The organism is Variovorax sp. PEI5 (genome assembly GCF_056679935.1).
Map to the genome: position 1 here is coordinate 114,127 of NZ_JBWXPH010000004.1, position 20,262 is coordinate 134,388.

Annotated in this window: 16 protein-coding genes; 3 read left to right on the forward strand and 13 right to left on the reverse strand. The window is 60.9% G+C overall.

All coding sequences use genetic code 11. The features are described from left to right. Nucleotides 1-89 precede the first annotated feature (89 nt). The 6 genes from AC1MLT_RS22280 to AC1MLT_RS22305 form a co-directional block, all read right to left on the reverse strand. Nucleotides 90-293 (reverse strand): hypothetical protein, encoded by a 204-nt coding sequence (locus AC1MLT_RS22280; RefSeq protein ID WP_481036584.1) that lies wholly within the window; start codon nt 291-293, stop codon nt 90-92. 283 nt (nt 294-576) lie between these two features. Then, on the reverse strand, nt 577-1,065 hold the full coding sequence (locus AC1MLT_RS22285; protein ID WP_481036585.1) for a phospholipase D-like domain-containing protein: 489 nt from the start codon (nt 1,063-1,065) through the stop codon (nt 577-579). Nucleotides 1,066-1,125: 60 nt separating this feature from the next. Beyond that, nucleotides 1,126-2,369 (reverse strand): IS3 family transposase gene (locus AC1MLT_RS22290; RefSeq protein ID WP_481033218.1). Its coding sequence is split into 2 segments (ribosomal slippage): nt 1,126-2,072 and nt 2,072-2,369, totalling 1,245 coding nucleotides; the frame shifts between segments, so codons are not numbered across the junction. 86 nt (nt 2,370-2,455) lie between these two features. Next, nucleotides 2,456-3,640 carry a phospholipase D-like domain-containing protein gene (locus AC1MLT_RS22295; protein ID WP_481036586.1) on the reverse strand — a complete coding sequence of 395 codons (1,185 nt, stop codon included), beginning with the start codon at nt 3,638-3,640 and terminating at the stop codon, nt 2,456-2,458. Further along, on the reverse strand, nt 3,637-4,323 hold the full coding sequence (locus AC1MLT_RS22300; RefSeq protein ID WP_481036588.1) for a ZIP family metal transporter: 687 nt from the start codon (nt 4,321-4,323) through the stop codon (nt 3,637-3,639). Before AC1MLT_RS22300 ends, AC1MLT_RS22295 begins: the two co-directional genes overlap by 4 nt. Before the next feature lie 150 nt (nt 4,324-4,473). Then, entirely contained in the window at nt 4,474-7,002 is a 2,529-nt protein-coding gene (locus AC1MLT_RS22305) for a heavy metal translocating P-type ATPase (RefSeq protein ID WP_481036589.1), read from the reverse strand. A gap of 97 nt (nt 7,003-7,099) precedes the next feature. On the opposite strand from AC1MLT_RS22305, the gene AC1MLT_RS22310 reads away from it, so the two are divergent. After that, the gene (locus AC1MLT_RS22310; RefSeq protein ID WP_481036590.1) at nt 7,100-7,522 is read left to right on the forward strand and encodes a Cd(II)/Pb(II)-responsive transcriptional regulator; all 423 of its coding nucleotides are present in this window, start codon (nt 7,100-7,102) and stop codon (nt 7,520-7,522) included. 107 nt (nt 7,523-7,629) lie between these two features. Here the strand turns inward: AC1MLT_RS22310 and AC1MLT_RS22315 are convergent, their stop codons facing one another. The 7 genes from AC1MLT_RS22315 to AC1MLT_RS22345 form a co-directional block, all read right to left on the reverse strand. After that, on the reverse strand, nt 7,630-7,977 hold the full coding sequence (locus AC1MLT_RS22315; RefSeq protein ID WP_481036591.1) for a copper-binding protein: 348 nt from the start codon (nt 7,975-7,977) through the stop codon (nt 7,630-7,632). Nucleotides 7,978-7,997: 20 nt separating this feature from the next. Next, on the reverse strand, nt 7,998-11,162 hold the full coding sequence (locus AC1MLT_RS22320; RefSeq protein WP_481036592.1) for an efflux RND transporter permease subunit: 3,165 nt from the start codon (nt 11,160-11,162) through the stop codon (nt 7,998-8,000). After that, a complete protein-coding gene (locus AC1MLT_RS22325) occupies nt 11,159-12,697 on the reverse strand; it encodes an efflux RND transporter periplasmic adaptor subunit (protein WP_481036593.1) in 1,539 nt (512 codons plus the stop codon). Before AC1MLT_RS22325 ends, AC1MLT_RS22320 begins: the two co-directional genes overlap by 4 nt. Next, nucleotides 12,694-13,983 carry a TolC family protein gene (locus AC1MLT_RS22330; protein ID WP_481036595.1) on the reverse strand — a complete coding sequence of 430 codons (1,290 nt, stop codon included), beginning with the start codon at nt 13,981-13,983 and terminating at the stop codon, nt 12,694-12,696. The genes AC1MLT_RS22325 and AC1MLT_RS22330 overlap by 4 nt, the downstream gene beginning before the upstream one ends. A gap of 19 nt (nt 13,984-14,002) precedes the next feature. Then, nucleotides 14,003-14,398 (reverse strand): hypothetical protein, encoded by a 396-nt coding sequence (locus AC1MLT_RS22335; protein ID WP_481036597.1) that lies wholly within the window; start codon nt 14,396-14,398, stop codon nt 14,003-14,005. 122 nt (nt 14,399-14,520) lie between these two features. Then, complete coding sequence (locus tag AC1MLT_RS22340) at nt 14,521-15,876, reverse strand: heavy metal sensor histidine kinase (RefSeq protein ID WP_481036598.1); 1,356 nt, start codon at nt 15,874-15,876, stop codon at nt 14,521-14,523. Continuing rightward, nucleotides 15,873-16,565: a heavy metal response regulator transcription factor gene (locus AC1MLT_RS22345; RefSeq protein ID WP_481036959.1), complete on the reverse strand. Its 693-nt coding sequence runs from the start codon at nt 16,563-16,565 to the stop codon at nt 15,873-15,875. Before AC1MLT_RS22345 ends, AC1MLT_RS22340 begins: the two co-directional genes overlap by 4 nt. Before the next feature lie 191 nt (nt 16,566-16,756). Here AC1MLT_RS22345 and AC1MLT_RS22350 point away from each other — a divergent pair, with 191 nt between their 5' ends. Both AC1MLT_RS22350 and AC1MLT_RS22355 read left to right on the forward strand, forming a co-directional pair. After that, nucleotides 16,757-18,562, forward strand: a complete 1,806-nt coding sequence (locus AC1MLT_RS22350; protein ID WP_481036599.1) for a copper resistance system multicopper oxidase — start codon at nt 16,757-16,759, stop codon at nt 18,560-18,562. Further along, on the forward strand, nt 18,559-20,253 hold the full coding sequence (locus AC1MLT_RS22355; RefSeq protein WP_481036601.1) for a copper resistance protein B: 1,695 nt from the start codon (nt 18,559-18,561) through the stop codon (nt 20,251-20,253). The genes AC1MLT_RS22350 and AC1MLT_RS22355 overlap by 4 nt, the downstream gene beginning before the upstream one ends. Nucleotides 20,254-20,262: the final 9 nt, after the last annotated feature.

Below are 20,262 nucleotides of genomic sequence, written 5' to 3' on the forward strand. Positions count from 1 at the left end.
CTGATCAAAGCAATGCGACCTTTTTCAAAGACAAAAGTAAAGGCTGATATCAAATCAGCCTTTATTCAGGTGTTCAGCGGTACTTGGACTTACTTTTTCTTGCCGGCCGTGTCTTGATGGCCGTGTTGATCCTTGTCGCCCGGGACATGGCCTTCATGCGCATGGTGCTCACCGGTCTGCTGCTTTGTAGGCACCGAGGTGTCGCGATGACCATGTTCGTCCAGATCTCCCGGGACGTGTCCCTTGTGATCATGATGGGGACCGGGTTTTTCAACAGGTTGCTGCGTGCTCATGAATTGTCTCCAGTGGTTGAAGACTTCATGTTCGTGGCGGTGACCGGTGTGGCCGTAGGATGTCTCCTTGAGCACAGGGAAGGCAAAGTCCCTAGGTTTCGGCTAAGCCGGCAGCATTGTCGGAACATCGGGAAAATCAGGTTGACTTGAACTCGATGGCCGATGACGGCGGCTGCTCGCGGGTTGCATCAAGCAAACATTTCTTGGCTTGATTTGCCACGGCGCATTCGTCAGCGCACCGCCTTACTTCCACCTCCACTGAAGATCGCCTGCGTCCGTAAGATCAAAGCAATTCTTCGCCCATGATGGGCAAAATCAGCCAATTCTTCAAACGCAACCAAAGAAATTTTCCGGGAACATCTTCATGCACGATCTGGCTTCCATCAATGCCAGGTATGACCCACTGAGTCCGCTTGCCATCTTCTGTGAGACGCAGTCGATAACTGAGTTCGATGTGTTCAGCAGCAATCAAGGAATTGAATTCCTCGACCATGGCAGGACTTTCGATGAGCAAGCCAAGCTCGGTGTTGATGGCAGCGGAACGATGATCAAGGTTCATGGAGCCGATGAAGATCTTGCTGTTGTCCAAAAGGGCAACTTTGGCATGAAGCCGGCTGATCGATTTGCCAAACTTTCGGAACTTTTCATTGCTGGGCAACCCACTGGGCGCTATCTCATATACAACAACTCCGATTTTCAGCATTTCAGTGCGGTATCTTTCATACCCGGCATACGCCAGCGGTTCGTCTGTGGAGCCCAGAGAGTTGGTCACGACCAACGCATGTCCACCGCTTGCAACAAATGATCTTGCCCCCGTATTTCAGGACACGGTCTATTCGCAATGTAGCGTCTGCTCGACTTGAGCAGAACACTGTTGGGCAGCACGATGCTGCCTGAACTCCCTGGGTGATCTCATCTTCAGCGCCGAGTGCGGATGGACTTCGTTGAAGTGCTCGAAGGCCGTGGCCATCTGCGCCATTACCGTCCTTGCATCGACCAGGTCCATGCGGCTGACGTAGTCGCGCTTGAAGGTGTTGACGAAGCTCTCGGCCATGCCATTGCTTTGCGGGCTGCACACGGGCGTGTTGACCGGCCGCAGGCCCAACTGCCTGGCGATCTGCCGCGTCTCGGCGGCAATGTAGGCACCGCCGTTGTCCGAGAGGAACTCCAGAGCGTGCCCCTTGGGAATGCCTTCTACATTGCCGAAGCGTTTTTCCACCGCCTCGATGAGCATCTCGCGCACCGGCTCGCCCGGCAGACCTTTGCCTTCCCAGGCCCGGTAGGCCAGGATCTCCCGATCGCAGCAGTCTTTCGTGAAGGTCGCCGTCACGGTCTGACCCGAGTCGCACCTGATCTCGAAGCCGTCCGAGCACCAGCGCACGTCGCTGTGCGCAACTGCCACTTTCCCTTCATGAGGCCGACTGGACTGGCGTCGTCGGGGTGCTTTGGGAAGCAGCAGTGCATGACCGGCCATCACGCGGTAGACCCGCTTGGCGTTGACTCGCGGCGCGCCGGCGTCGGCCCGCTGGCGGTTCACCAGCGCGCAGGCACGGCGGTAGCCGTAGGTCGGCAGCTCGGTGATCTGCGCCCTGATCTCGTCGAGTAGCACGGCATCATCAGCCCGCGCGGTACGGCAGGTCCGGGCGTCTATCCAGTCGTCGCTGCGTGCGCGCAGCCGCTGAACGTTCGAGCGCGCCAACCCCAGGGCCTCGCAGGCGGCCTTCACAGGCCATCCCCGTCCAGCCAGGGTGAGCGCGCAATCCACTTTTTTTCGGCGGCATAGCCCACGGCCTCCTTGAGGATCTCGTTCTCCAGCGTCTTCTTGCCCAGCACACGCTGGAGCTTGGCAATCTCGGCCCGGGCCGCGGCGAGCTCGGAGGCCGGCACCACGGCCTCGCCGGCGGACACCGCAGTCAACGCGCCTTGGCGCTCGAGCTTGCGCCACTGGAACAGCAGACTGGCCGACACACCCTCTTGGCGAGCAACGAGCGATACGCTCATGCCCGGCTCGTAGCTGCGTCGAACCAGCGCGGCCTTCTCTGCGAGGGACCAGCGCCTGCGGCGCTGGTCCCTCATGATCACCTCGACGGTGGTATCCGTATTCCTAGTCGTATTCACAGTCCTACTCCTATCCTGAAAGATAAGCGACAGACCGTGTCCTGTCATTCAAGGGGCCAGCTCACAAAATTTTCCAATATGGCCATGCCTTGCGGACCAGGCACAAAGTAAGGGGACAGGATTTTGACTTCGCGACGAGATGCAGCGATGCTGGAGAGGGCTCCCTCGGACACGCTTCCGAGGTACGCTGCATCGTGCTGCATGGTCAGTTTCTGGGGAATATCGGAAAAGAACCGCGCCGATGCCCAATGACGATCCAGGGTGCCTTTCAAGATCTCCTGGCCTACCGGGGGTCGCCCGAAAACATCGAGAGGTCCGGTGGCCATGTCGGGCACTGCAGCACGAACCCGCTCATCAAACTCACGCTGAGCAAGTTGTGGATTTTCGTCATTCAAAACAATTTCTTGGATTGGCCGGACCTGATCGCTGTTCCAAAATTGATCAAACGATCGGGACATGTCGTGAACCACGGGACCGCTCGACAGTATGTCCAAGTCGATGAAGTTTGCTGCCGCATCGCGCATGAAATACTCGTTGCCGATGTTGCGCCCACCGGTGATGGCCCAACTGTTGTCAGCCACGAGCAGCTTGTTGTGCATGCGATGGTTGATTCTCAGCAATTCGAAAAAAGACAGTGCCAGCCGCATCGACAATGAGCGGACACGCGAGGGCAACGGATTGAACAGTCGTACTTCGACCAAGGGGAATGCAGCCAGTGTGGAAAAAAGCCTGTCTTCTCCTCCTGCATAGAGATCGTCGACCAGCAAACGGACCCTGACACCTCGGGCTGCCGCATCCCGCAATTCCTTGAGAAGTAGCAGACCCGCATCATCATTGCGAATCAAATAATATTGCATGTCGATGGTTCGCTCGGCATGACGCAATAATGCAACCCGCGCTTCAAATGCGAATTCTGCTTCAGGCAATAGCCGGAAGCCTGACAGTGATTGGGCATCAGTGGGCATGCCTTTGGCAGCCAGTGCGCCCAGTGATGTCGTTGCGCCACTGTCGATCGCAAAAGAAGCGGGTCGCTCTTTAACGTCAGGCAAGCTGGCACAACCGACCATCACCATCGTCACGAACGTGCCCAGGACACAGGTCATGGCTCTTGTCGCAACCCATGCCTGCGCCCTCAATTTTCGATATAAAAACAGAATTTTTGCAGATCGATTTTCGTTCGATTTGATATTGATACTGGAGATGCTTGCTGCAAAGTGACCCGCTCTCACAGCATCGACTCTTCAATCATCAACAATGCGAGGAAACCGACAAAGAACATGGATGCAACCAGCGGCGTGTCAGGTTGCTCATGGGCTTCGACAAGCAATTCCTCAGTGACAAGATAGAGCAGAGCAATCAATGCGAATGCGTAGAAGGCGGTCAGCACTGCAGGGGACAGCATGCCGATCGGCCCACCAAGCAAGGCACCCAATGGCAATCCCAGCCCGATGGCTGCAGTGAGGCCGATCACTCGCCAGCGCGATTTCATAGATTCAGCCAGTTTGGAAGACAGGGCAAGTCCCAGGAAAAGCACTTCGATCGTGAGCGCGATGGTCAGCAGCAGTCCTTGGCGTGCCCCTGCTGCAAAGCTGATGCCCAACACCAGGCCATCGATCAAGATATCGACGCCAGTGATGGCGGCAATCGAAACAGGACCTTGAACGCGGCTGCTGAAATGCTTGATCATCAGCATGACCAAGAGGCCTGCCATGCCTCCTATGAACACCGACCATGCCGCGCCATCATGCTTGAGACTGGGTAGTATTTCACTGGCCGCTGCGGCAAAGACGACGCCGGCTGCAAAATGCTGTACCGCACTTTTAAACAACGGGCCGGGTTTGAACCAGACATTGGCAAATGCACCAATGATCATGGCGGCGAAAGGAACCAGGGTAAAGCTAAGCGCTTGCATGCGAAATTGATCTCGAACTGATTTTTTGCAATTTAATTGTTGCAAGTGATTTTGCGCGATCGCACCTTTCGCACGATCGATGCGTGAGCTTCAACTCTAACTGGCCACTTTTGCAGTTTGCGATCCCTTGCGGTCCAGTTGGTGTCGCAGTCAGTCCTTGTGCTTGCGCAGCAGCCGCAACCCGTTGCCCACCACCAGCAGGCTCGCGCCCATGTCGGCGAAGACGGCCATCCACATGGTGGCGCTGCCAAAGACCGCCAGCACGAAGAACACCGCCTTGATGCCCAGGGCCAGCGTGATGTTCTGCATCAGCACCGCATGCGTGCGGCGGCTGAGGCCAATGGTCTCGGCGATGCGGCCTAGGTCGTCGTTCATGATGACCACGTCCGCGGCCTCCATGGCGGTGTCAGTGCCGGCGCCGCCCATTGCAAAGCCGATGTCGGCCTGGGCCAGGGCGGGCGCATCGTTGATGCCGTCGCCCGTCATGGCGGTGGCGCCATGGCGCTCGCGCAGTTCCTTGATCGCTGCCAGCTTGTCCTCGGGCAGCAAGCCACCGCGCACCTCGGCGATGCCGGCCTCGCGGCCCACGGCCTGCGCCGTGGCGACGTTGTCGCCCGTGAGCATCACGGGCACGACGCCCAGCTTCTGAAGCCGTGCCACGGCTTCGATCGAGCTGGCCTTGATGGTGTCGGCCACGGCAAAGATGCCCAGCACGCCGGTCTCGTCGGCCAGCAGGGTGACCGTGCGGCCTTGTGCCTCATGGCCGGAGAGTTCGGCTTTCAGGCGGGCATCGGATTGTTGGCGCTCCTTGATCAAGCGGTGGTTGCCCAGCACCATGCGCTTGCCTTCGACGACGCCTTCCACACCGCGTCCGAGCAGCGCCTGGAACGCGTCCACCTCCGCCACCGCACCGTCGAGGCCGGCCACGATGGATTGGGAGACCGGGTGGTCCGAGCGCGAGGCCAGGCTCTTGGCCCACCGCTTCGTTTGCGCCTCTGTCGATGGGTTCGACGGCACGAACGCCACCAGCTTCGGCTTGCCCTCGGTGAGCGTGCCGGTCTTGTCCAGCGCGATGGCCTTCAGGTGCCTGGCTTCTTCCAGGTAGGTGCCACCCTTGATCAGGATGCCGCGCCGTGCGGCGGCGGCCAGCCCGCTGACCACCGTCACCGGGGTGGAGATGACCAGCGCGCACGGGCAGGCGATCACCAGCAGCACGAGCGCCTTGTAGATGGCAGTCATCCACGTCCAGTCCAGCAGCAAGGGCGGCAGCACCGCCACTGCCAGCGCCAACACGAACACGGCCGGCGTGTAGATCGCGGCGAAACGGTCCACGAAGCGCTGCGTGGGCGCCCGGGTGCCCTGTGCTTCCTCCACCGCATGGATGATGCGTGCCAGGGTCGAGTTGCTGGCCGCCGCAGTCACCTGGAACTCGAGTTCGCCGTTCTGATTGATGGTGCCGGCGAACACCAGGTCGCCCGGTTCCTTGTCCACCGGAATGCTCTCGCCCGTGACGGGCGACTGGTCGATGCTGCTGTTGCCCTTGGTGACGCGGCCGTCGAGCGCGACGCGTTCGCCGGGCTTGACCCGGGCGATGGCGTTCAGGGCGACGTCCGTGGCCTTTACCCGTTGCCAGCGGCCATCGGCTTGCTGAACATCGGCCTCGTCCGGCGCGAGGTCCACCAAGCCCTTGATGGCGTTGCGCGCCCGGTCCACGGCGCGTGCCTCGATGAGTTCGGCGATGGCGTACAACGCCATGACCATGGCCGCCTCGGGCCACTGACCAATGACGAAGGCGCCGGTGACGGCGACCGACATCAGGGCGTTGATGTTGAGCTTGCCGCGCCGCAGTGCGATCAGGCCCTTGGTGTAGGTCTCGATGCCCGCCAGCCAGATCGCCACAGCGGCGACGGCCATGCCCACCGCCTTCCACGCCATCGCGTCCGGTGCGAAATAGGACAGGCCTTCGGCCACGATCGCCAGACCCAGTGCGGCAGCCAGCCGCACATAGCTCGGACCTTCAGCGTGGTCGTCCCCATGGTCCTCGGTAGCGCCGGCTGCGGCGGCTGCACGCACGGGCACCGGCACGGGCGCGAAACCGGCCTTGCGGATCGCCACCAGCGCGGCTTCCACCGCCGTGTCGGTGCCATCAATGCGCAGGTTGCGCTGGGCGAGGCGGAAATGCAGGCCACGAATGCCGTCGATGAGTTCGACCGCGCGGCGGATCTCCGACTCCTCCACCGCGCAATCCATGGTCGAGATGCGGAAGGTGTTGGGCGCGACAAGCTCGGGCTGGGCGTCCTTGGTCGCCGAGAAAGACGGTGGCGCGCAGCACGAGTCGCCAGCGGTTTCGGTGACGGCGCTCGCGCAGCACGCGTCGTTGGTTTTGGCGGATGCCTTCGGCGCGCAGCAACTGCTCTCAGCCTTCGCAGCCGGACTGGGCGCGCAGCACGCGTCCACGGCGGGCTGGGTGGCTTGCCCAGCACAGGCGGCGCCTGCCACGGGTTGGGCCGGCTTCACCGCACAGCAACTGGATGCTGCAGGGTCAGGCGCAGGACTGGCCACGCGCGGGTTCAGGTCGATGACGGGACTTTGAAGGCGCGACGCGCTGGCGGGCGCGGTCGAGCAGGTCGAGGTGCCACTGCAGCAGCTCGTGCGGTCGTCGTCGGGGAGTTTGGCCATGGATGTTGTTCGCTTTCTGAGGACGATTGGACACCTTGCACCTGCTGCAGGGTCAAGCGCCTAAACTGGGTGTCCGCGAAGCAAACAAGGGCATGGCATGAAGATCGGCGATTTGAGCAAGGCCACGGGCGTCGAAGTGGGCACGATCCGTTTCTATGAACGTGCGGGCCTAATCGACTTGCCCGACCGCATGCCCAACGGCTACCGCAGCTACGGACCCCGGCACCTGGAAAGCCTCGCGTTCGTGCGGCACTGTCGGGCTTTGGACATTCCCATGGCCGACATCCGGCGCCTGTTGGACTTGGCGACGCTGCCCATGGAGGACTGTGGCAACGTCAACGAGCTGGTCGATGAGCAGATCGAGCGCGTGCGTGCGCGCATCAAGAGCCTGAGAGCGCTGGAAAAGCAGCTCACCGTGCTGCGTGCCAAGTGTTCCGAGACCCACCCGACCAAGGAATGCGGCATCCTAGGCGAACTGGTGTCGGCTGCCCATGGCGAAGCCTGTGTGTGCCATCCCTGAGGCCACAAGACAGCTTCAAGCTGCTCCCAAGACGCCAGGCCGACCCGAGCCGGCGTTAAGCAATCAAAGGCGAGCCAGCAACCGTCAGAACCACCACGATGGTTGGTTCAACGCTTGACCTGAAGGTGCGTCACGGTCGGTGTGCCATTCATGAGTTGAATTTGAAATCGAACCGCCTCTCCCGCCTTGGCCACGCTGAGCAGGTTTTTGTCCGCCACGTCAAAACCCATCGTCATGGCAGGCATGGCCAGATTGGGGATGTCGCCATGTTTGAGCACGATCATCTGCTTGTTGGTGTCGATTTTCTGAACCACTGCGTCGGTCCAGGCAACCGCTGACGGCTGACTTGCGGCAGGCATTTTCATGCCCGACATGGCGTCTTTTGAGGTCTGCGCGTGCGACACCACTGCGGATGTAACGAGCATGGCCAATGTGAGGGAAGGCAAAATTTTCATGAATCAACTCCTTGGGTACGTTAGGCGGAATGCTGAGGAAAAAGGGAACGGGAAGGGGAACGTGGGCTTTGCTTGCGGCGGTGCATCAGATACCAGGCGGCAGGGACGACCAGCATGCTCAGCAGCGGCGCGGTGACCATGCCGCCCACCATCGGCGCGGCGATGCGGGTCATCACCTCCGAGCCCGTGCCGCTTCCCCACAGAATGGGCAGCAGGCCCGCCATCACCACAGCCACCGTCATGGCCTTGGGTCGCACGCGCAGCAGCGCACCTTCGCGGATTGCCGCGAGCAGGGTGTCGTCATTCATTGGCTCGCCTGCCTCGAGACGCCGTGCCAGCGCGTTCTTCAGGTAGACCAACATCACCACCCCGAACTCGGCGGCCACCCCGGCCAGCGCAATGAAACCAACGGCCGTCGCTACCGAGATGGCATGACCCAGCACCCAAACCAGCCAGAAACCGCCGATGAGCGAGAACGGCACCGCCGCCATCACCAGCGCCGCATCGCCGAACGACTTGAACAGCAGGTAAAGCAGCACGAAGATGACCGCCAACGTGCCGGGGATCACCAGCTTCAGCCGTTTGGTCGCACGCTCCAGGTACTCGAACTGACCGGACCACGACACGGCATAGCCCGAAGGCATCTTCACGGCCTGATCGACCGCCGCCTGCATGTCGTTGACGGCCGAGCGCAGGTCGCGACCGCGCACATCGACATACACCCAACCTGACAGCCGTGCGTTTTCGCTGCGCAGCATCGGCGGCCCGTCCTCGATCGCGATCTTTGCCACATCACCCAGCAGCAGCTGCGCGCCCTTGTCGGTCACGAAGGGCAACTGCCGCAACCGTTCCAGCGAATCGCGGATCTCGCGCGGATAGCGGACGTTGATCGGATAACGCTCCCGGCCCTGGATCACCTCGCCGACGTTTTCGCCACCGATGGCCGTGGCGACCACCGACTGCACGTCGGCCACCGAAAGCCCATGGCGTGCGGCGGCCAGCCGATCCACATCGACATCGATGTACCGCCCGCCCGTCAGGCGCTCGGCCAACGCCGACGACACGCCGGGCACGCCCTTGACCGCCGATTCAATCTGCGTGGTCAGCGCATCGATGGTGGCCAGGTCAGCGCCTGCCACCTTGATGCCCACCGGGCTCTTGATGCCGGTGGCCAGCATGTCGATGCGGTTGCGAATTGGCGGCACCCACACGTTAGTCAGGCCCGGCACCTTGACGGCACGGTCCAGCGCTTCGACCAGCTTGTCTGGCGTCATGCCCGCACGCCACTGCGCTTTCGGTTTGAACTGAATGGTGGTCTCGAACATCTCCAGCGGCGCCGGGTCGGTGGCGGTGTCCGCACGGCCGGCCTTGCCGAAGACGCGCGCGACCTCCGGCACGGTCTTGATCAAGCGGTCGGTCTGCTGCAGCAGCTCGGCGGCCTTCGATGCCGACAGACCGGGCAAGGCCGAGGGCATGTAGAGCAGGTCGCCCTCGTCGAGCGGTGGCATGAACTCGCCACCCAATCGCATCAGCGGCACCGCCGTCAGCGCGAGCAGCACGGCCGCGATGGCCAGCGTGCCCTTGGGAAAACGCAGGACCAACTCCAGCGCGGGCCGATACACCGCCGTCAAGAAACGATTCACAGGATTCGAGGCTTCGTGGGGAATGCGTCCGCGGATCAAGTAACCCATGAGCACCGGGATCAGCGTCACCGACAGGCCCGCTGCCGCCGCCATTGCGTAGGTCTTGGTGAACGCCAACGGCGCGAACAACCGGCCCTCCTGCGCTTCGAGCGAGAACACCGGCACGAAGGACAGCGTGATCACCAGCAGCGAGAAAAACAGGGCCGGCCCGACTTCCACGGACGCCTCGGTGACCAGTTGCCACCGCTGCGCCACCGTGGGTGGCCGGTCGTGCGCCGTCTCGAAGGCTTCGATGTGCTTGTGGACGTTTTCCACCATCACGATGGCGCCGTCCACCATGGCACCGATCGCGATCGCGATACCGCCTAGCGACATGATGTTGGCGTTGACGCCCTGCCAGTGCATGACGATGAACGCCGACAGCACGCCGATCGGCAACGCCACCACGGCCACGAGCGCCGAGCGCAGATGAAACAGGAAGACCGCGCAGACCAGCGCCACCACGACGAATTCCTCGATCAGCTTGTCACGCAGGTTTTCCACGGCCCGATCGATGAGCAGCGAGCGGTCGTAGGTGGGCACGATCTCGACGCCCGGCGGCAAGCTCGACGTGAGCGCTGCGAGCTTGGTCTTGACGGCTTCGATCGTCGTGCGGGCGTTCTTGCCCGAGCGCATGACAATGACGCCACCCGCCACTTCGCCTTCGCCGTCCAGCTCGGCGATGCCGCGACGCATTTCCGGGCCGATCTGCACCGTTGCCACGTCACGCAGGAGCACCGGCGTCGCGTTTGTCGTGCTCAAGGCAATCGTGCGGAAATCATCCAGGGAGCGCAGGTAGCCGCGCGAACGCACCATGTACTCGGCCTCGGCGAATTCGACGACCGAGCCGCCCGAGGCCTGATTGGCCGCTTGCAGGGCCTTCAACACCATCGACTGTGTGATCCCCAGGGCACGCATGCGGTCGGGGTCCAGCACCACCTGATACTGACGCACCATGCCGCCGATGCTGGCCACTTCGGCCACGTCGGGCACGGTCTTCAGCTCGAACTTCAAAAACCAGTCGTTGAGCGCACGCAACTGCCCGATGTCGCGCGTGCCAGTGCGGTCGACCAACGCATATTCGTAGACCCAGCCCACACCGGTCGCATCCGGACCCAGTGAGGCATTGGCGCCTGCGGGCAGGCGGCTTTGAACCTGGTTGAGGTACTCCACCACGCGCGAACGCGCCCAATAAGGATCGGTCTTGTCGTCAAAGAGCACATAGACAAACGAATCGCCGAAGAACGAGTAGCCGCGAACGGTCTTGGCACCGGGCACGCTGAGCATGGTGGTGGTCAACGGGTAGGTGACCAGGTCCTCCACGACCTGAGGGGCCTTGCCGGGAAACGGCGTGCGGATGATGACCTGCGTGTCCGAAAGATCGGGCAGCGCATCGAGCGGTGTCCGGGCAACCGACCACCCGCCAGCGATCACCAGGAACAGGGTCGCGATCAGCACCAGAAAGCGGTTGCCGACCGACCAGCGGATCAGGCCGGCGATCATGGCTTGGCGCCTGGTTGCACGCGCTCAACAGAGACCAGTTCGTAGCCTGTGGGACCGCCTTCCTTGAAGACGAAACGAACCGTCTCGCCCGGCTTGATGCTTGGAAAAGCATCGGGCGCCGCCTTAGCGAAGCCCATCGTCATGGAAGGCCATTTGAGCGTGGCGACTGGGCCGTGCGAGATCGTGAGGCCATCGGGCGCCACGCTCTCGACCTTGCCTTCAGCGGTATGCAGCACGGTGGCCGCTGGCACGGCCGCGGCGGATGACGGTGCGGCTGAAGCTGAGGCTGAGGCTGAAGGAGACGGCAACATGCTGCCCAACACCGAGCGCAGCCGTGCTTCCGAATCGATCAGGAACTGCCCGCTGGCCACGACCTGCTCTCCATCGCTCAGGCCCGAGACCACTTCGATGTCGTCTCCCATGTCCGCGCCGAGTGACACCTCGCGCGGTTCGAACGCGCCATTGGCCTGGCGCACGATGACGACCGCGCGCTTGCCAGTGCGGATCACGGCTTCGGCAGGCACCACCAACCGCGAGCTGCTGGCGCCGGTCACACGCAACCGCAGCAGCATGCCCGGCACCAGCTTGCCGCTCCTGTTGTCGACTTCGAAGCGTGTTTTGAGGGTACGCGTGGCGGTATTGACTTCGGGAAGGATCTCGTCGAGGGCGCCATCGAAGGCCTGCGTCGCGTCGGCCTGGAGCATGGCCTGGACCTTTTGGCCACGCGCCAAGCGCACGGCCTGCGCTTCGGGAATCTCAGCCACCGCCCAAACCTTGCCCAGGCCAGCGATGCGAAACAGCGTTGTGCCAGGCGTGACCGCAACACCCTCGCGCACGTTCAACTCGGCCACGATCCCATCGGCCGGCGCCACCAGAACGTAGCGTGCTTGTGCAGTCCCTGTTTCTTCGCTGTGTCGGATCAGTTCTGCCGGAATGGACATGGCACGCATGCGATCGCGCGCCGCCGTGACGAGGTCTGAGGAAACGCCAGAGCGTTGGAGCGCCAGCCACTCGTTCTGCGGCCCGAGCCATTCCGGCGCAAAGACCGTGGCCAAGGCCTGGCCTTTGCGCACCCGCTCCATTGGCGCGCGTACTGACAGACGCTCGACATAGCCCGCCACCCGCGTCTGCACGGCAACACTGAGCCGTTCATCGAACTGGACGCTGCCCAGGGCGTCGAAGGAGGCGGCGATATCGGCCTTTCTGACGGAAGTCAGGCGGATGCCCAGATTCTGTTGAACCGTGGGACTGACCTTGACGCCCGTGTCGCCGGGGGTGCCCGTTGCAGCGTCTGCGTACACCGGGACCAGCTGCATGTCCATGAAGGGTGACTTGCCGGGCTTGTCGAAGCGCTGGCCAGGGACCATGGGGTCGTGCCAGTAGAGCACCTTGCGGGCTTCAATGGCGCTTGCAGTGGCGGAAGCAGCCATCGGCGCTTCGGTGGACGGACCCGTTCTGCGTCCCAGGTAGAAGGCACCGGTGGCAAGCAACAGGGCGCTCAGCACGGAAAGGGTGATCACATGGGTCCTGTTCATGGCGACACCTCGGCGGTGAGCGGCCGAAAGGCCAGTTGGACTTGGGTTCGGGCCAGGTCACGTTGCAACGTCAAGAGCTTGCGCTGCGCTTCGACCTCGGCACGCCGCGCTTCGAACACGACGGCAAGGCCGCCTTGGTTGGATCGGAATGCCGCCATGGCGGCAGTTGTTCTTTGACTGGCCGGTGCGACGACAGCAGAACGGTAGCCATCGATGCGCTGCACCAGCCGTTGCGCTTCACCGTGCAGTGAACGGTATTCGGCGGTGGCCGCGCGGATCGCCTCGGCCAAGTCGGCTTCCGCTTTCTCAGTCAGCGCCAGCTTGGCGGCTGTGTCCCGGTCCTGACGGTCCCCGGGCGCGATGGCCAGGGGAATGCTTACACCCACCGACACCATGTCCGAGTAGCCCGTGCGCTGGGCATAAGCGACCTCCCAGGTCCAGTTGGGCTTGCGGTTGGACGCGGTAACGCTTGCCGTCTGCTTGGCCACCTCCACGTCGCGCTGCATGGCCGCGACGGTGGGGTGTGTGGCCACATAGGTCTCTTCGGCTGGAAGCATGAATGCATCAGGCGGCATCAAATCCTCGGGCGGTCTGCCGACCCAGCGCTGGAAAGCGATGCCAGCGCTGCCTTGCTGCTGCAGGAGGTCGGCCGTCTCGTCTTGCAAAGTTCCTCGAGCACCGGTGAGCGCTAGCACCTCTTGGCTGCTTCCCGTGGCCGAGGAAAAACGTGCACGGGATACCTCTTGTTCCTCATGCGCATGATGTTCCATGAGTCTCGCAAGCTTCAGGCTCTCGCCGAGGTAAAAAGCATCCAGGTAGGCAAGTGCGGTTTGCCGGCGGGTATCGGCCGCGGCGACTTGTACCTGCACCATCTCGCGGCGGACTGAGGCGTCGGCGGCAGCCTGCCGCGCGTCGCGCTTGTCGGCGGACAGCCATTCCTGGCTGATCCCGACGCGTTTCATCGTCATGAAGTCGCGATTGGCATTGAAGCGGTCAGGACCTGTTGCCGGCAGATTGTCGACGCCCATGCGCAACATCGGATCGGGAAGCTGAGACGCTGTTTGCGCCGCCTCGGAAGCGCTGAGGACGCCCGCACGGGCGCTGCGCGTGGTTTGCGAACGCTGGGCAGCGAGCTGAAGTGCCGCCTCCAGAGACAAGGGAGCCGCTGTCGCCACACAGGGCGCCAGTACAACGGTCCATGCGACCGCGCGAGAACAAAAGAAGGACATCAAAACTCCGAAGACGAACGAGTGGATCGCTGGCCAGCGGACGAGCCGCACCAGCACCGGTCAGTCGACGGAAATTTCAGACGCGAAATCGGCGTGTGGCGAGAAAAACAGGATTAGGCGGCGGATGTTGCCGCTCAGGCACGGCTTGCGCTGGAAAGGCATGACCCTCCGACACAAGAACCAAAGGCATCACCACAAGCTGCACGATCGCAGGCAGCGAGGGAGTGGCCAGCTTGACAGGCTCAAAGGACAGCGAGAGGTCCGCAGCATGCTGAAAGCACAGCACAGGCTGCACGATGTCCATGCTCTCACAGGGCGTGCCAACGGCCATCTTCTCTGCCATTAATTCGGCACTCGGCGTGCCCGGACACACGTAACTGGCCAGCGCCAACTGGGAGAACAGCAGCGCCAAGACCACGAAAAACGCGGTAGTGCAACGATGGAGATGGCGACGGCCGAACATGTGAACCATCAGTGTATCCGCGAACCCTGGACAACCGATGTCACGGCGCTTGCAGCGCTTGGCCGGCTTGCACGTACATATTCAAATATTTCACAAATGCCTGTGATTTTTTATTCAACATTTGCAAATTGCTATCCGAATATCAAGGTGAACGTGGTTTCGCCCTTGTTGGATTTTACTTTAATTGCTCCATTGTGTGCGAGCATAATTGCCTTGGTTATGGACAGGCCCAAACCAACGCCATCTGAATCTGGTCGCGTGCGCGATTTGTCTGACCTGAAAAAACGATCGAATATCGACGCGATTTGATCCATCGGAATCGCATCACCTGCATTGGTGATATTGACAATCGACTTGGAATTTTCTTCAAAAATTTTAACTTGAATGCATGTGTGCGGGTGGGCGTGACGCAACGCATTGGAAAGCACATTACTGATTGCACGTCGAATCATGAGTTTGTCGCCACGAATTACACTGGCTCCTGTTGCACTCAAAGTGACGGTTTTGTCTTCCGCAAGCGCCTCGTAGAATTCAAAAAGAGCGTCAATCTCCTTGGCCAGAAAAACATCTTCGGAACTGGGAAGATTCAATCCGTTTTCGGTTTTGGCCAAGTACAGCATGTCCGAGATCATCCGCGCCAGCCGCTGCATCTCCTCGGCATTCGACGCCATGATATCCCGGTATTTCTCGTTGGATCGAGGTTGTGTCAATGTCACATGCGTCTGCGTCATCATGTTGGTGATGGGTGTGCGCAGTTCATGGGCAATGTCCGATGAGAAGTCCGACAGCCTTTGGAAATCTTGCTGCAGCCGTGCCAGCATGGCATTGAGCGTGTGGGCCAAGTCTGCAATTTCTACAGGCACGGACTCGACTGGCATGCGTTCATGCAGATGACTGCCCGTGACTGTTTTTGCACGACTGGACATGGCTCGCAACGGCTCCAAGCCTCTTCTTGCCGCCCACCATCCCAATAAACCACAAAGGACGGTGGCTCCCAAAACAAACGCAAACAGGGTGTACGTGAAGCTTCCCATGAAATGCTCGTGAATCAAGGTACTCAATCCCACCAGGATGGTGAGATCTCCCGGATTACGCGAGCCAGGTGGATTGCGGTACAGGACGCCTCGGTACCTCTGGCCGTTTTCAGTCCATTCAAACCTTTTATTGGTTTTGGCTATTGCGTTCGGCAGGACGAAATCAAAGTTTTTAGTGGCATAGACAATGCCGTGGTCGCGAGAGGTGACCTGCGCAATGAAACCCGGATAATTTTTGAGCGCTGTTTCCAGTTTCGCGGGGAGCGTTTCAGCTGTCGACTCAATGCTGGTTGTCTGAATGAGTTCGATACGTTCTTCCAGTGCCGAATAATCTTCACTTGCAAAATGTGCATCGAGCGACTTCGAAATCAGAATGCCCAGTCCCAGCAGCACAGTTGCCGATGTTCCGGCAAAGAGAAGCGTCAGCCGAGTGGTGATTGAGACTTTTCTCATGCGGGCGCATCGATCTCTGGTTCGTCGATGAGGTACCCCATGCCGCGCACCGTCTGAATGAGCTTGGTCTCGAACTGATCGTCTATCTTGGCCCGCAGCCGGCGAACGGCCACATCGATGACATTCGTGTCGCTGTCGAAATTCATGTCCCACACCTGAGACGCGATGAGCGAGCGCGGCAGCACCTCACCGCGCCGACGGACCAGAAGTTCGAGCAGGGCAAATTCCTTGCTGGTCAGCGTGATCCGTTTGCCCGCTCGCGAAGCACGTCGGCGGGAAAGATCCAAGATCAAGTCTCCCACCTGTACCCGGTCCGGTGCAACGGCCTGGCTGCCTCGACGCAGCAAGGTACGCACCCTTGCCAGCAGTTCTGCGAAGGCGAACGGTTTGACCAAGTAGTCGTCCGCTCCCAACTCCAGCCCTTTGACGCGGTCGGCCACGCTGTCGCGCGCCGTCAGGAAAAGCACCGGCACCGACTTGTCTGTCTTGCGCAGCGTCTCCAGGATTCGCCAGCCGTCCACGTCGGGCAGCATCACGTCAAGAATGATGAGGTCGTAGGCCTCGCTCATGGCCAGATGGTGACCGTCCAGTCCGTTGGTTGCCAAGTCCACGACGAAGCCTGCTTCGGCCAGGCCTTGACGCAAATATTCGCCTGTCTTGACCTCGTCCTCGACCACCAGCAGCTTCATCGCATCGCCTTGATTGCCCAGTGCTTGGGCGTTCGGGTCACTGTAGACGTACCCAGCCAACGTCAACATGACGGCTTCATTACACGAATGTAATGAAGCCGTCAGACGCCTGTTCGTGCGGGATTTCTACGCTACAGCCATTCTCCCAACCGGTGTCTCACCGGCCAGCCGAACCCTCACCTGAGAGCCCTATGAATCGTTACTCTGTCGCTTCTGCGCTGCCGCCCTTGCCTCGTCGTCGGTTTGTGCAAGGTCTGGTGGCCGGCGGTGTGATTTCCGCGCTGCCCGCATGGGCGTGGAGCGCTGCGAACGCGAGCGCCGGCACGCAGTCGCCACCCGTGCTGTCAGGCACTGAATTTGACCTCGTCATCGACGAGTCCCCAGTGAATTTCACGGGGAAGCCGACGACTGCGACCACCATCAACGGCAGCCTGCCCGGGCCGACGCTGCGTTGGCGCGAAGGCACCACGGTCACGATCCGCGTGACCAATCGGCTGCAGGAACACACGTCCATCCACTGGCACGGCATCATCCTGCCGTTTCAGATGGATGGGGTTCCGGGCATCAGCTTCGACGGCATCGCACCGGGGGCGACGTTCACGTACCGGTTCCAAGTCAAGCAGCACGGCAGCTACTGGTATCACTCGCATTCGGGCTTCCAGGAGATGACCGGGGTGTACGGCAGCCTCATCATCGATCCTGCCGATGCAAGCAAGGACATTCGTGCAGATCGTGACTACACGATGCTTCTCTCGGATTGGACCGATGAAGATCCGATGCGCGTTCTCAAGAAGTTGAAGGTTCAAGGCGACGTCTACAACTACAACCAGCCCACCGTGCCGGATTTCATCCGGGATGTTTCCAAGGACGGTCTTCGCGCAGCGATCGACAAACGGAAGATGTGGAACGAAATGCGCATGAGTCCCACCGACTTGGCCGATCTTTCCTCGGCGACCTTGACCTACCTGGCCAATGGCACAACGCCGGCCGGTAACTGGACGGGCATTTTTTCCAAGGGTGAAACCGTTCGTCTGCGGTTCGTGAACGGATCGGGCAATACGTTCTATGACGTTCGCATCCCGGGCGTGAAGCTCAAGGTGGTCCAGGTCGATGGGGTGAATTGCGAGCCGGTCAGCGTGGACGAGTTCCGCTTCGGGCCGGGGGAGACCTGCGACGTCCTCGTGGTGCCCAGCGACGATGCGCACACGATCTTTGCCCAGGCGATGGAACGCACAGGCTATGCCCGCGCGACGCTGGCGGTCCGTGCAGGACTGGAAGCGCCGGTGCCTGCCTTGGACAAAATCCAGTGGCTGACCATGAAGGACATGATGGGTGGCATGGACCATTCGGCCATGGGTGGTATGGGTGGTATGGGTGGTATGGGTGGCATGGGTGGCATGGGTGGCATGGCAGGCATGGATCATGCGGCCATGGGCCATGGTGCACCTGCCAAAAACATGTTGGCAACGCCAAGCACGCAGGCTCGTCATGCCCGAACCGAGTACGGTCCCAGCACCGACATGCGGGTTGACATGGCTCGCACGAATCTGGACGACCCGGGCATCGGATTGCGCGATACCGGCCGGCGTGCGCTCACCCTTGCCGATATTCACACGATCGGTGGCGCGTTGGATGCACGCGGCCCTGGCCGTGAGGTTGAACTCCATCTCACCGGAAACATGGAACGGTACTCGTGGTCGTTTGATGGGGTGGAGTACGGCAAGTCCACGCCTGTGCACTTCAAATACGGCGAGCGGGTGCGGGTGATCTTGCACAACGACACCATGATGACCCACCCCATGCACCTCCACGGTGTCTGGAGCGAATTGGAAACACCTGAAGGAGCCTTCCAGGCACGCCGCCACACCATTCCGGTTCAGCCTGCGCAACGCATCAGTTTTCTCGTCACGGCCGACGCGCTCGGACGTTGGGCCTGGCACTGCCACCTCATGATGCACATGGATGCGGGCATGTTCCGCGAGGCGATCGTGGCATGAGCGCCAAGCAACCAGGAATGAACATGAAAAAAAACGCTGTCTCGATTCTCGTTGGCCTCCTTACTGCAGGTAGCGCGTTGCCCGCTTTTGCCCAGTCGCATAGCGGGCACGGCATGGTCAAACCGCCAGTGGCAGACGCAGCTCCAGGCAGCAAGATGCAATGCATGGCTCAAGGTGACATGCAACAGTGCATGGCTTATTGCAAAGCGCAGGGCATGGATTCAAGCAAGATGAAATGCATGGAACCTGGCAAGAAGCCGGGCGTGGACCAGGGCGGCATGCAGGGCATGGACCACAGCAAGATGCAGGGCATGGGCCAAGCCGGCATGCAGGGCATGGATCACAGCAAGATGCAGGGCATGGACCAGGGTGGCATGCAGGGCATGGACCACAGCAAGATGCAGGGCATGGACCAGGGTGGCATGCAGGGCATGGACCACAGCAAGATGCAGGGCATGGGCCAGGGCGGCATGCAGGGCATGGATCACAGCAAGATGCAGGGCATGGACCAGGGTGGCATGCAGGGCATGGATCACAGCAAGATGCAGGGCATGGGCCAGGGCGGCATGCAGGGCATGGACCACAGCAAGATGCAAGGCATGGACCAGGGCGGCGGCATGCAGGGCATGGATCACAGCAAGATGCAGGGCATGGACCAGGGCGGCATGCAGGGCATGGATCACAGCAAGATGCAGGGCATGGACCAGGGTGGCATGCAGGGCATGGATCACAGCAAGATGCAGGGCATGGGCCAGGGCGGCATGCAGGGCATGGATCACAGCAAGATGCAGGGCATGGACCAGGGCGGCATGCAGGGCATGGATCACAGCAAGATGCAGGGCATGGACCAGGGTGGCATGCAGGGCATGGACCACAGCAAGATGCAAGGCATGGACCAGGGCGGCATGCAGGGCATGGATCACGGGGCGGGAGGCATGAAGATGCAGGGTGGCTCGGCGCCGCCGGACGCACGTGATCCCCACGCCTACGCGGACGGCTTTGTCATCGGCAGCGGTTTGTATGCCATCGGTCCGAACCGTAGCCTCCACATGGCCGACGAACACAGCTTTGCCACGGTGCTGGTGGACCGTCTGGAAGCCGTCGACACAAATTCAGGTCGTTCTACCTCCTACGAAGCGCAGGCCTGGTTTGGTAACTCATACAACAAACTGGTGATCAAGACAGAAGGGGAAGTGGAAAAAGGCCGGGTCCATGAAGCCAGAAACGAACTCCTCTGGAGTCGCGCCGTATCCACATATTTCGACACCCAGCTTGGTATTCGAAATGATTCGGGCAGTGGCCGACCGTCGCGCAATTGGTTGGCGTTTGGTATTCAAGGACTCTCGCCCTACTGGTTTGAAGTTGAGGCGACAGGATATGTTTCGCAAGATGGCCGGGCCGCCGCCCGATTTGCTGCCGAATACGAATTGCTTCTGACTCAGCGCTTGATTTTGCAGCCGCGCGTAGAAGCAAACATCTATTCAAAAAATGACCCGGACGCGGGAATTGGCAGTGGACTTGCCAATGCCTCTGCAGGCTTGCGGCTGCGTTACGAATTCAGTCGGCAATTCGCTCCTTATATCGGACTTGAGAAGTACTCGACTTTCGGGAAAACGGCGGACTTGGTGCGTGCTTCAGGGGGACGCGCAAGTGAGACGCGTGTCGTTGCCGGTGTTCGGATGTGGTTTTAATTTAAATGG

Coding starts and splice junctions, on each gene's coding strand:
- AC1MLT_RS22280 (WP_481036584.1), bottom strand. CDS start 293: ATGAGCACGCAGCAACCTGTTGAAAAACCCGGTCCCCATCATGATCAC.
- AC1MLT_RS22300 (WP_481036588.1), bottom strand. CDS start 4,323: ATGCAAGCGCTTAGCTTTACCCTGGTTCCTTTCGCCGCCATGATCATT.
- AC1MLT_RS22305 (WP_481036589.1), bottom strand. CDS start 7,002: ATGGCCAAACTCCCCGACGACGACCGCACGAGCTGCTGCAGTGGCACC.
- AC1MLT_RS22310 (WP_481036590.1), top strand. CDS start 7,100: ATGAAGATCGGCGATTTGAGCAAGGCCACGGGCGTCGAAGTGGGCACG.
- AC1MLT_RS22315 (WP_481036591.1), bottom strand. CDS start 7,977: ATGAAAATTTTGCCTTCCCTCACATTGGCCATGCTCGTTACATCCGCA.
- AC1MLT_RS22320 (WP_481036592.1), bottom strand. CDS start 11,162: ATGATCGCCGGCCTGATCCGCTGGTCGGTCGGCAACCGCTTTCTGGTG.
- AC1MLT_RS22325 (WP_481036593.1), bottom strand. CDS start 12,697: ATGAACAGGACCCATGTGATCACCCTTTCCGTGCTGAGCGCCCTGTTG.
- AC1MLT_RS22335 (WP_481036597.1), bottom strand. CDS start 14,398: ATGGTTCACATGTTCGGCCGTCGCCATCTCCATCGTTGCACTACCGCG.
- AC1MLT_RS22340 (WP_481036598.1), bottom strand. CDS start 15,876: ATGAGAAAAGTCTCAATCACCACTCGGCTGACGCTTCTCTTTGCCGGA.
- AC1MLT_RS22345 (WP_481036959.1), bottom strand. CDS start 16,565: ATGAAGCTGCTGGTGGTCGAGGACGAGGTCAAGACAGGCGAATATTTG.
- AC1MLT_RS22350 (WP_481036599.1), top strand. CDS start 16,757: ATGAATCGTTACTCTGTCGCTTCTGCGCTGCCGCCCTTGCCTCGTCGT.
- AC1MLT_RS22355 (WP_481036601.1), top strand. CDS start 18,559: ATGAGCGCCAAGCAACCAGGAATGAACATGAAAAAAAACGCTGTCTCG.